Raw genomic sequence first — 11,853 nt, 5'->3', positions numbered from 1 at the left:
CGCGGCTTAATGGGTGAAAGTAAAAGAAAATGACTATACTGCTTACTAAAGTAGCAAAATTTAATAAATTAAATCTGTTATTATTAGCACATATGCTATAATTGTATAGTATTTAAAATGTTTGATATCCAAGAGGTAATGAGATGAAAATAAATAAGAAAATTATTTCGTTAGCCATTGCTGGTGTTGCAATGCTTGCACCTATAACTAGCCAAATTGCTGTAGTTTCAGCAGATACGGCTAATACGCAAACAGACACTAATAAGCAAAATACTAACAAGGCAGCTGTCACTTCAGCTAATCCCAAGAAAGCTGAACCAGAACCAAAGCTGCATAGCATTAGAGAGAAAGCAAACTGGTCAAAGCAACATAAACGTGCCAATCGCGCATTTAACCAGCTAGTTAAGCAAGGGCAAAAGCTATCACCACAGAAACAAGTTGTACTTTACCAAAAATGTTTAAAACACTTTGAGTTGATTAATACTAAATATACTAAGAGGTTTACTAAGCAGTTAAAGGCAGAAATTAAATGGTTAAAGACCCAGATTTTACTAGCAAATGATCATGATGAATTCCTGCCTTATCAAGCAGTAAATAATACAAATAAGCCTGAAAAACCTAAATCAGCAAAAACATCAAAAGAAGTCATTTAAGGCAAAAGATACTTTTAATGATGGAGATGGAAGCCATCTGTATAGTTACGGTGATAGTAATTATTTGAATGACTATCCACAATATAAAAAGTAGCCAATTTATGGTAATAAAATTTTAATTGGACGAGAAATTTAAAACTTTTAAGAAGCGTGGCTGCAAATTTAATGGAAATCAGGGTTACAAAGCACATAACAAAAACTTGCTGAGCGTGACGATAAACTTATCGCTGAAGGAAAATTAAATTAATTCACCTTTTGTTATAGGTCGTTTAATTAACTATCAGAATACTAATTTCACACCGCTAGGGAAACCAAGCGATGTTTTTATTTTGTTAGCGAGGTAAATAGAGTGGCAAGATAAAGGCCATGTAGAATATCACTTTGAACTATAATTAATTGAAAATAAAAAAAGAAATACAGTCTAACTGATTTAGGAATAATTCAAGCATTAAGCTTTAAAAAGTAATTTAGTACTCATGTTTTTTCTCCACCAGAAATTAAACGGTTGCTAGCAGGCGAGGGAATTATCGGCCAAGCTACTAGTAAAAGTGGCAAACCATATTCAGTAATTGAAAAACGTAAAAATTACGTTTATTAAGGGGAAAACATTATTTTGATTTTAAAATAAATTTTTAAAAAGCAAAAAATATAGTTGATACAATATAAGTATATTTGTATTTATAATAATTAATACGCATAATCATGTTTTTTAGTACAATTATAAATATGATTACATGTGTACTTGTATTTGATATGATTTATACAAAATATAAATAAAAGCTATAGGACATCAAAATATAGATATTAGAAATTAATTTAACATATATGTAAACCAAAAAAAGATAATATGCTATAATAAAACAACTTATGTAATATTTTACTATATAAATATTAAAGGAGATAAAATGAACTCAAGAAAAAAATTAGCAACTATGGTTTGTGGAATTGCACTAACTTGCTTTGGTATATCAGCTAACAACCAAGTAACACCGGTTCATGCTGCCGTATCTTCTACACCAAGTGCAGGTAATGATACTTCTACACCAGGTGTAAGTAATGGTACCTCTACACCAGGTGCAGGTAATGATACTTCTACACCCGATGCAGGTAATGATACTTCTACACCAGGTGAACTACCAACACCAAAAATTGGACTTAAGTTATACTTAAATAGAGCCTCATATCAATATACTAAAGCAGGTAAACGTGTACCAAAAAGCAAACTTTCCAAGAAAAAGACAGTTATGAGTAATGGTAAAGTTTACACTATTAAAGGCAAAAAGTATTATTGTATTGGTCATAATAGATATATTAAAGCAGTTAACGTGCTCCCATATAGTAAAAAGCATGATGAACTACTTAAGTTATATTTAAATAGAGCGTCATATCAGTATACTAAGACAGGTAAACGTGTACTAAAAAGTCTGCTTTCCAAGAAAAATACAGTTATGAGTAATCGTGAAGTTTACACTATTAAAGGCAAAAAATATTATCGTATTGGTCATAATAGATATATCAAAGTCGCTAACGTTGTTACCCCTTATTAATGATTAGGAAGATTAATAATTGAATTAGCAAATATACAACTAATTGCCCAACGTAGAGCGGTATTGTAAAAATAGAAAAATACCCTAAGTTCGTTTGAACTTAAGGTATTTTTTATACAATTGTATTTAATTAAACTGCGCATAACAATATAGAGTTGACAGTTTATGTTGAGGTTTAGTTACTTAAATAGTGATTGGAGTAACCAAGAGCGGTTATTTAAGCTAGTTTCAGCAGGCTTTGACCTTTTAGCTTTTCTAAATTTTTACATAGGAGGCTTACGATACTGATGTTTACTGATTGCTTCTTTTTTGCTATTTTTGTATCAATAAGTCTTGAACTTATACAAATAATTAATAATAGGTGGATAAAGTATGAGGCTTAACTAAGCAAATAGTCAAATTGTTTTAAGAATAATCTTTCCTGACTATTGACATTAGGAGTTTTATAGCATAAATTAATCAATAATTAAATTATGATTAAATAAAACAAGTAGGAGAACTTTTTATGAAACAACGAGTAGAAGATCTTGATTGGAAAAACTTAGGTTTTGTGTATCGCGATTTGCCATATCGCTATGAAGCAAAGTACAAAGATGGTCAATGGCAGGAAGGTAAATTAGTCGAAGCTTCAACTTTGACGCTGTCTGAAGGAGCTGAAATTTTACATTACGGCCAGGAAATCTTTGAAGGCCTAAAGGCTTATCGTAGAAAAGATGGTAAGATCAATTTATTTCGTCCGGAGCAAAATGCCTATCGTTTTACTTTGTCGGCGGAGCGCTTGGCGATGCCACCATTTCCAGAAGATCGTTTTGTGGCTGCAGTTAAGCAAGTTGTTTTGGCTAACCAAGAATTTGTACCACCGTATGATAGTGGCGCCACCTTATATTTACGGCCATTCATGGTAGGAACTTCCAATGTTTTGGGCGTTCAAGCCGCCAATGAATATACTTTTCGTATTTTTGCCGTACCCGTTGGCGCATACATTAAGGGGTTAAATCCGGCGGCTTATATTGTCAGTGACTATGATCGGGCTGCTTATGCTGGGACAGGTCAAGCTAAGACTGCTGGCAATTATGCCAGTAGTTTATTGCCGTCAGTTGAGGCGCATCAAAAGGGTTATGCTGATTGTCTTTATCTTGATCCCCGCGAACATAAATATATTGATGAATTTGGTGGGGCCAATTTCTTTGGCATTACGTCAGAAGGACAATTTGTGACACCTAAATCCCCGTCGATTTTGATTTCCATTACTAAAAAATCATTGCTGGAATTGGCTAAAAAGCAAGGCTTAAATCCAGTTGAACGTCAGATTACTTTAGCAGAGGCTTTTGAATTGAAAGAAGCAGGCGCCATGGGTACAGCAGCTGTTATTTCGCCAGTTGGGTCAATCACTTACCAGGGGAAAAAGCATGTGATTTATAGTGAAAAAGAAACCGGTCCGATTACAACCAAGCTGTATCAAGAATTGGTTGACATCCAATATGGTAACGAAGAAGGACCGGAAGGTTGGGTACAAGAAATTAGTGAATAAGGGAATAAAAAAATGGATACGCTATTGATTATTTTTCTCATTTTAGCTTTTGAACTTTTACCAATAGACTCTTGGCTTAATAAGCATAATCTAATCTATGTTACCCCTATTTGCTATAGTTTATTGCTGATTTTGATTTTACTACTTTCCGTATTTGGTTTTGCGAATGCTTTCCATTGGTACGACTATGTAATAGCAAGCATTGCCTTTATTTATGAATGGTTGGTACTTTTTAAACGTATTCGAAAAAATTAGGTATCTTAATAAAAAACAAGCGGCAACGATTATGATAGTTGCCGCTTTTATTTACTGTCATAAATTGAAAAAATTAACTAGCAATTAATTTTTTAATACGGATTGATAAAGTACTTAGTTTGACGAGTAAAAATAATTCAAATAGGGTAAGGAAACCTAAACTAAAGTATCTTGCCCAGCCACTATTGTCATTACTAATATCACTTATGAGCACTTGAATTAGTGGTAATGGCCATAGCGTTGTGAGTAATATTTGTCTGCGAATGCGTTTTAAATAGCTTAACTTGGAGTCGTTATCTGAATAAAGTTGAAAGTCTCCTTGAACTGCGGGACGCCGGAAATAGATCCATTGGCCACTTTGAGCAATTTTTTCTGCACCGGTCTCTTCAATAAAATTAATATAATCTTGTTGTTTCGTTTTAGAAGCTTGAGGATCAAGAAAATCAATGCGATAAATATACTTGGGCTTTTGATTAGTAAAATAATAGAGTAACCCCTTAATTTTGGTTAACTGCCAGCCAGCAGCTGCCATTTGATTAAGCCAAGTTTCTTCTTGTTTGTCACTAAAAAATAGCCGGAACTTCTTCTTTTCCAATTTAGTTATCCTCCATAATTTTGTGCCCATTATTTACCAATTCTTCTAATCGCTTAAGTTCATTGATTACAATTTCTTTTCCTTGGGAAGTAATAACGTATTGTTTTTTGTGATCAAAGTTGTTTACGGGCAAGGCTTTAATCCATTGATTTTGCTCTAATTTATTTAGTGCCCCATACAATGTACCTGCAGCTAGCATGACTCTGCCGTCAGATAGCTCAGCAATTTTCTTCATAATGCCATAGCCATGTAATGGTTTAAATAATGATAATAGGATGTAGTAATAGGCTTCTGTTAAGATGATATGTTCAGGATGCAAAATTGACACGATTCTTTTTTATTATTAGTATATCGGCATCCGATATATAAGTAAAGTATAAAATAAATTTTAGTAAGTACTCACTAGTAGAGGTTGGTTAACATACAGAAAACTAGCATTACCTAATTATGACCAAGCTATATCAAGAATTGGTTGACATTCAATATGGTAATGAAGAAGGCTCAGAAGGTTGGGTACAAGAAATTAGGGAATAAGTGAGGGAACTTTAACCATTACCCTATTTATTTGTAATCGTTTAAAAGATCAATACAAAAGCTTAGCTACCAATGTTTTGGTGGCTTTTTATGGTATTGAGAAAATTAATTTCAAAAAAATTATACATATTTCAGCTGAAATATGTATAATTTATTCGTAATATATTTCAGCTGAAATATAATTTTTAGAGAAGAATATCATTTAGGATCTTTTTTATAGCATGGTAACTTAGAAGCCTTGTATATTAAAACAACAAATTAAAATTTAACCAAGAGAAGGGAGAGTTTTAAATTGAAATTAGAAAAAGCAGTTAATTTCTTTTCTGGTCCCAATAGTATTGAGCTTAAGAAGAAATATGCTAGTTACGAAACTTATACCAATGAAGATTTAGAGTTTGATCTTTATCAAGGTTATCGTACAAATAATGTAAAAACACAAAAGTCACCAATCTTAAATACTGGGGACCTAGTAATCAACATGATGACTAATCAAACGGCCATAGTTTCGCCTCATTCCGCAGGCAAAGTGATTCCCCAGCATATTATTAAATTAACTTTTACGAATCGTGGTGATAATTGGTATTTGTGTTACTTATTAAATGAAGCGCAAGCAATTAAACGACAATTATATAGTACAATGGAAGGTACAGTCTTACGCCGCGTAACGCTAACCAGTTTTAAGCAACTTGAACTCAATTTGCCAGCATTAAGCAAGCAACAAAAAATAGGGGAACTATATCGCCTGTTGATAATTAAGGAGGGCTTGCAAAAAGAGCGGCAAGAGAAAGAAAAGCAAGCAATTATTAGTTTACTTAATAAAAACGATATTAATGGAGGACAAAAATGACAACTACAACTAGTCTAGAACAAGGATTGTTTAGTGCAGCTGATGCATTACGTTCAAAAATGGATGCAAGCCAATATAAAAATTACTTATTAGGAACAGTTTTCTATAAGTACTTATCTGATCGCATGCTTTATTATGTGTTGGAATTACTATCTGATCAGCCAGATGGAACATTAGAACAAGCACAACAAATTTATGAAGAAAATGCTGGAGACCAAGAGTTAATCGATGAATTGCGGCTATCATTGGGATATGTTATTGAGCCTAAGTATACCTATAACAGTATTTTGCAGGCTGTTAATAATCATTCTTTTCAAGTTAATCAATTAGGCGATGCCTTTAATAAATTAGAAAGTATCGCGCCAGATTTTGACGGGTTGTTTAATGATTATGATTTGTACTCCAATAGTTTAGGTAGTACTGCGCAGAAGAGAACCGATACGATTGCTAATGTGCTCCAAGCAATTGGCAAAATCGAGTTGGTTAAGACACCAGGTGATAGTTTAGGCGACGCCTATGAATACTTAATCAGTCAATTTGCTTCTGAATCTGGTAAAAAGGCCGGTGAATTTTATACTCCGCAACAGGTTTCGGAATTACTGACGCGCTTAACTTTAGTAGGGAAGGATTATCGTAATGGCATGGCGGTTTACGATCCGGCAATGGGTTCAGGTTCGTTACTTTTGAACTTTAAAAAGTATGTGTCCAACCCTGAGCGCATTACCTACTATGGCCAAGAAATCAACACTTCGACTTACAACTTAGCTAAGATGAATATGATTTTACACAATATTGATCAAGCTAACCGCCGTCTTCGTAATGGTGATACGTTAGATGAAGATTGGCCAGCTGAAGAAGTTAATAACTTTGACGCCGTAGTCATGAACCCCCCATATTCACAAAAATGGGCTGCGACAAAGGGCTTTTTAGATGATCCGCGCTTTTCTTCTTTTGGAGTATTACCACCTAAATCTAAAGCTGATTATGCCTTTTTGCTCCATGGCTATTATCACTTAAAGCATGGCGGCGTAATGTCGATTGTTTTACCGCACGGAGTATTATTCCGAGGCGCTGCTGAAGGTAAAATTAGGCAAAAACTTTTGGAAAGTGGCGCCATTGATGCTGTCATTGGCTTACCAGCAAACTTGTTTTATAGTACCGGTATTCCGACCGTCATTGTAGTGTTGAAGAAAGATAAACCAGACCGGGATGTAATGTTTATTGATGCCTCTAAGGATTTTGAAAAAGTCAAAACGCAGAACAAATTGCGTGAAGCAGATATCGAACGTATCTTAGCAACTTATGCTAAACGCGCAGATGTTGATAAGTATGCTCATCTGGCTAGTTTTGACGAAATTAAAGAGAACGACTTTAACTTGAATATTCCCCGTTATGTCGATACTTTTGAAGAAGAGCCACCGGTTGATGTTAAGCAGTTAGCCGCCGAGATGCAGACTATTAAAGAAGAGGAAACCAAGGTCACAACCGAACTTAAGCAGGCAATGGCTGAATTAGTTGGTACTGATCCGGCAGCGCAACAGTTGCTTGAGCAATTAAAAGATATTTTATAGAATATATGGTGAAATAAAATGAATGAACATCAATTAGTGCCGCATATTAGGTTTTGGGGCTTTGAGGAAGAGTGGGAAGAAGATAAAATTTCCAATATTTCTTTAGTAAGTATAGGGAATACACCGCCTACAAATAAAAAAGAATATTATTCTGAAAAAGGAATTTCGTGGGTGACACCAAGTAATATTAGTAATGATGGAAGAATTATTGATGAAAGGCATTTGTCTAAAGAGGGTGCTAAAATAGCTAGAATAGTCCCTAGAGGTTCTATTTTGATTACATCCATAGCTAGCATTGGAAAGAATGCCTTGGTTAAAGAAAACACAGCATTTAATCAACAAATAAATGCTGTAACACCTATTGATGATTTTGATTCATATTTTATCTACACTTTAAGTATTGGATTATCTAAAAAAATGAAAACAATAGCTGCTTCAGGAATAATGCAAATAGTTAATAAGAAAGATTTTTCTAAAATGAAAGTAAAATTTCCTTCATTTACAGAGCAACAAAAAATTGGCAACTTGTTTGCCAAACTGGATCAGTTACTTGAACTTGAACAGCAAAAACTCGACCAGCTGGGCTTGCTGAAAAAGGCCTTACTCCAAGATTTGTTCCCGGCGCGGGGCGCTAAGATACCAGCACTGCGGTTCCAAGGCTTCGAGGATGAGTGGGAAGAAAAGCAAATAAAAGATATCCTTAATTATGAAAGACCTGATAAATATATTGTAGATTCAGATAAATATTTGAATAAAGGCACACCAGTATTAACTGCAAATAAAACTTTTGTTTTAGGTTACACAAATGAAACTAATATTTATAAAAAGACTTTACCTGTTATAATTTTTGACGATTTTACTCTTGATAATAAACTTGTTAATTTTCCATTTATGATTAAGTCTTCAGCTATAAAAATATTAACTCCGAATGGATTTTCTGATATCTATTTTGATTATAATCTTATAAAAGTTACTACTTTTATTAAGGAAGGACATGCACGTCATTATATATCCATTGTTCAAAATAAAAAGATTGAAGTACCAATAAAACTAGAACAGCAAAAAATTGGAGCCTTTCTTACCCACTTCGATCACTTAATTGAACTTGAACAACAGAAATTGGCTAAGATGAAACAAGTCAAAAAGGCGCTTTTACAAAATATGTTTGTTGAATAACGAGAAAGAAGGTTAACATGGCAGTAACATTAAGTAATGAAGCACAAATGGAAGACGCCTTGATTGAACATCTCACTCGAGGTGTTAATCAATGGCATTTGCGGGATGATTTAAAAACAATTCCCCAATTGTGGGCTAATTTCTTTAAAATTCTAGAAGCGAATAATCATAATCAACTGCATGATGTCCCTTTGACTCCTAATGAAAAAGCAACCATTCGCACGCAGATTACTCAACCTAATTTTTACCAGGCCGCTAAATTTTTGTCAGGTGCTAATCGGCAAGTACGCCACCACTTAAAGCGTGATAATTCTGCTTTACCAGATGCCGATTTGTTAATTCTAGACAATACTAATATTGCTGGGGGCTCAACTGTCTATGAGGTGGTTCATCAAGTTGAAGTTAATGCCACAAATATTTCTCCTTTGGACCAAGATCGCCGCTTTGACGTTACTTTGCTCATTAATGGTTTGCCACTGATTCAGATTGAGTTAAAGACTCCTAAATACCCTTATATGGATGCCGTTAGACAAATTCAAAAATACATTGATGAAGGTAAGTTTGGTGACATTTTTAACTTTGTGGAAATGTTTGTCGTCACTAACGGGACGAGCACGCGCTATATTTCCGCTGGACCACAGCTGAATAAGAACTTTTTAACTACTTGGCTGGATGAAACTAAAAAGCCAGTCGATGACTACTTGGATTTTGCTCATGCAGTTTTATCAATCCCTATGGCGCATCACATGATTGCTGATTATACGGTCTTAGATGATAAAGCGCAAAAACTGATTATGTTGCGGCCGTATCAAATTCAAGCGATTCAGGCTATTTTTACAGCTTCTAAAAAACGGCAATCTGGTTTTATCTGGCACGCAACAGGTTCTGGTAAGACGTTGACTTCTTATAAAGTGGCCCGTAACTTATTGCAGATTCCAGCAATTGACAAGACCATTTTTCTTATTGATCGGAAAGACTTGGATATGCAGACAACAACTGCCTTCAAGACTTACGCCAATAACGATACCATTGATATTAATGATACTGCCAATAGTTATGAATTAGCGCGCAAGCTAGGGGATGGCAATCGCAGCGTGATTGTAACAACGAAGCAGAAAATGCAAGCCCTTTTTAAGCAAATGGAAAGAGATTCTAAAAGAGCTAAGCAATATGCAAAATTAAAAGATTTACAATTGGCTTTTATTGTTGATGAATGCCACCGGGCAGTGACCCCAAAGCAAAAACGGGAATTAGATAAATTTTTCTATCGTGAACCATTATGGTATGGCTTTACCGGTACGCCAATTTTTGCAGAAAATGCTCGCGCAGAAAATGGTCAAGAAGCGCGGACGACAGAGCAATTATATGGCCCCATCTTGCATACTTATACTATTGAAGATGCTATTCATGACCATAAGGTTTTGGGTTTTAACATTGATAATCAAGGTGACAATAACTCAAGTGACAATGACGCTCGTTATTTGACTACCGGGCATATGCAAGCTGTTGTCCAACAAGTTTTAAAATTAGCTTATCGCAAACAAGGACTCAGTAACGGTCAGCGTTACGCGGCCATTTTCTCTACATCATCAATTAAGCAGGCGCAAAAATACTACTGTCTATTTCGCGAAGCTATTACCAATGGTGAAGTTCCACACCGAATTAAGAAAATTGCCCCTGATTTTCCCCGCATTGCTATTACCTATTCTATTTCGCAGAATGAAACTGAATCAAAGGCTAACCAAGAAGAAATGAAGTCGTCCTTAAACGATTATAACAACTTGTTTCAAACTAACTTCTCAATGGCAGAACTTGGCAGCTATAATCGCAACGTCAACGACCGTTTAGCCGGTAAAGAAAAGCAATATCAAAAACCAGGTCAATACCTTGATCTGGTCATTGTAGTCGACCGACTGTTAACCGGTTTTGATGCGCCGCGTCTTTCGACGCTGTATCTTGATCGACCACCAATGAATGCCCAAAACTTAATTCAGGCTTTTTCAAGGACTAATCGCATTTATACTGATAATAAAACTTGGGGTCAAGTAGTAACCTTTCAAGATCCAGAACAGTATAATGAAGCAATTGATAATGCACTTGCACTCTATGCCGCTGGTGGCAGTAATGATGTTCTGGCACCTGATTGGGCTATATCGCGCAAGCGTTATTTGAAAGCGCGAGCCAAGATGGATAAATATGTAGATGATTTGGCAGCTTTAAGTTACCTTGATAATGCATCTGCTAAGGAGCAAAAGGAATTTATCAAAACCTTCCAAGAATATGACAAAGCTCGTGCAGCTGTTGAAACATATGATGAACTGGACCAGCAAGATAATCTACCACCAGCTGAACAAATAGATGTTGATGATCTCCCAGCAGATACATTAGCTAAACTTCAGGGAACGTATAAAAACCTTCTTGATAAAATGAAAGCAGATAACGGGCCTGACGAACCGGCTGATCTTGACCTTGATGAAGATTACGAGCTTGAATCCTTCCATACTAAAGAAGTCGATGAAGGCTACATTATGGCTTTAATCAAAAGGTATCTTTCTGATAGTATTAAGCAGTCAGCTTCTGCTCAAACTGACGATGAGTCTATTCAAGTTGATAGCTATCTTGACCAATATGAAAAAACGAACAAACCGCGAGCCGCGCACATTCGTTCACTGTGGAGCGATATTCAACGTGAACCGCAAAAATATTCGGCTGACCAAGTTGAGGATGTTCTTGAACAGTCAATTGCTAAGGAAAACGAGCAGACCTTACGCCAGCTTGCAAAACAATTTGGATTAAATTACAGTAATCTGCAATATGTCATTAAGAACTATGACCCTGATGTTAAAACATCCAAGGGAATGAGCGATTTAACTAGCAAACAATATTTTGAAAAGTATCGAGCAAATAATCCTGCTAGTGAATTAACTAATTGGCTGAAGTGGAAGGCGGAAGTCCGTGAAAGTGTCAAAGCTGTCTATACCACGAAGATTAAACCATTAGAAACAGAAAATTAAAAAATAAGCGATGCCTATATGTCGAGTATATAACTAGGTATCGCTTTTATTAATTTAAGCAAGTTTTTTAAAATAATTAATAATAGTATTTTCTATTTTACTATCCCCCTGACGATAACTTTTAGTAATA

At 35.2% G+C, this 11,853-nt stretch carries 9 protein-coding genes; 7 read left to right on the top strand and 2 right to left on the bottom strand.

Features of this window, described 5'->3' with window-relative positions; genetic code table 11:
- The first annotated feature begins 143 nt into the window (after positions 1 to 143).
- The 3 genes from F5ESL0230_RS08100 to F5ESL0230_RS08090 all read left to right on the top strand — a co-directional run bounded on the left by F5ESL0230_RS08100 (position 144) and on the right by F5ESL0230_RS08090 (position 3,731).
- Complete coding sequence (locus tag F5ESL0230_RS08100) at positions 144 to 653, top strand: hypothetical protein (RefSeq protein WP_122022346.1); 510 nt, start codon at positions 144 to 146, stop codon at positions 651 to 653.
- A gap of 905 nt (positions 654 to 1,558) precedes the next feature.
- Positions 1,559 to 2,200, top strand: a complete 642-nt coding sequence (locus F5ESL0230_RS08095) for an SLAP domain-containing protein (protein WP_122022345.1) — start codon at positions 1,559 to 1,561, stop codon at positions 2,198 to 2,200.
- Positions 2,201 to 2,705: 505 nt separating this feature from the next.
- A complete protein-coding gene (locus tag F5ESL0230_RS08090; RefSeq protein WP_122022344.1) occupies positions 2,706 to 3,731 on the top strand; it encodes a branched-chain amino acid aminotransferase in 1,026 nt (341 codons plus the stop codon).
- Between the two features lie 328 nt (positions 3,732 to 4,059).
- Here F5ESL0230_RS08090 and F5ESL0230_RS08080 read toward each other — a convergent pair whose 3' ends face one another.
- Both F5ESL0230_RS08080 and F5ESL0230_RS08075 read right to left on the bottom strand, forming a co-directional pair.
- A complete protein-coding gene (locus F5ESL0230_RS08080) occupies positions 4,060 to 4,581 on the bottom strand; it encodes a DUF2812 domain-containing protein (protein WP_158593080.1) in 522 nt (173 codons plus the stop codon).
- Position 4,582: 1 nt separating this feature from the next.
- The gene (locus F5ESL0230_RS08075) at positions 4,583 to 4,909 is read right to left on the bottom strand and encodes a PadR family transcriptional regulator (RefSeq protein WP_199692505.1); all 327 of its coding nucleotides are present in this window, start codon (positions 4,907 to 4,909) and stop codon (positions 4,583 to 4,585) included.
- Positions 4,910 to 5,407: 498 nt separating this feature from the next.
- Here F5ESL0230_RS08075 and F5ESL0230_RS08070 point away from each other — a divergent pair, with 498 nt between their 5' ends.
- The 4 genes from F5ESL0230_RS08070 to F5ESL0230_RS08055 are packed head-to-tail and all read left to right on the top strand — an operon-like array spanning position 5,408 to position 11,723.
- The gene (locus F5ESL0230_RS08070) at positions 5,408 to 5,962 is read left to right on the top strand and encodes a restriction endonuclease subunit S (protein WP_122022341.1); all 555 of its coding nucleotides are present in this window, start codon (positions 5,408 to 5,410) and stop codon (positions 5,960 to 5,962) included.
- Positions 5,959 to 7,533 carry a type I restriction-modification system subunit M gene (locus F5ESL0230_RS08065; RefSeq protein WP_122022340.1) on the top strand — a complete coding sequence of 525 codons (1,575 nt, stop codon included), beginning with the start codon at positions 5,959 to 5,961 and terminating at the stop codon, positions 7,531 to 7,533. The genes F5ESL0230_RS08070 and F5ESL0230_RS08065 overlap by 4 nt, the downstream gene beginning before the upstream one ends.
- 18 nt (positions 7,534 to 7,551) lie before the next feature.
- Entirely contained in the window at positions 7,552 to 8,709 is a 1,158-nt protein-coding gene (locus F5ESL0230_RS08060; protein ID WP_122022339.1) for a restriction endonuclease subunit S, read from the top strand.
- A gap of 17 nt (positions 8,710 to 8,726) precedes the next feature.
- Complete coding sequence (locus F5ESL0230_RS08055) at positions 8,727 to 11,723, top strand: HsdR family type I site-specific deoxyribonuclease (protein WP_122022338.1); 2,997 nt, start codon at positions 8,727 to 8,729, stop codon at positions 11,721 to 11,723.
- The last annotated feature ends 130 nt before the right edge of the window (positions 11,724 to 11,853 follow it).

The sequence above is a fragment of the Lactobacillus sp. ESL0230 genome (assembly GCF_003692805.1).
Classification (GTDB): domain Bacteria; phylum Bacillota; class Bacilli; order Lactobacillales; family Lactobacillaceae; genus Lactobacillus; species Lactobacillus bombicola.
Note: the sequence above shows the minus strand (reverse complement) of the source record. Positions and strands in the feature narration are given on the sequence as shown.

Bases quoted from the DNA above. Each gene is read 5' to 3' on its own strand.
- F5ESL0230_RS08100 (WP_122022346.1), top strand. From the start codon at position 144: ATGAAAATAAATAAGAAAATTATTTCGTTAGCCATTGCTGGTGTTGCA.
- F5ESL0230_RS08095 (WP_122022345.1), top strand. From the start codon at position 1,559: ATGAACTCAAGAAAAAAATTAGCAACTATGGTTTGTGGAATTGCACTA.
- F5ESL0230_RS08090 (WP_122022344.1), top strand. From the start codon at position 2,706: ATGAAACAACGAGTAGAAGATCTTGATTGGAAAAACTTAGGTTTTGTG.
- F5ESL0230_RS08065 (WP_122022340.1), top strand. From the start codon at position 5,959: ATGACAACTACAACTAGTCTAGAACAAGGATTGTTTAGTGCAGCTGAT.
- F5ESL0230_RS08060 (WP_122022339.1), top strand. From the start codon at position 7,552: ATGAATGAACATCAATTAGTGCCGCATATTAGGTTTTGGGGCTTTGAG.
- F5ESL0230_RS08055 (WP_122022338.1), top strand. From the start codon at position 8,727: ATGGCAGTAACATTAAGTAATGAAGCACAAATGGAAGACGCCTTGATT.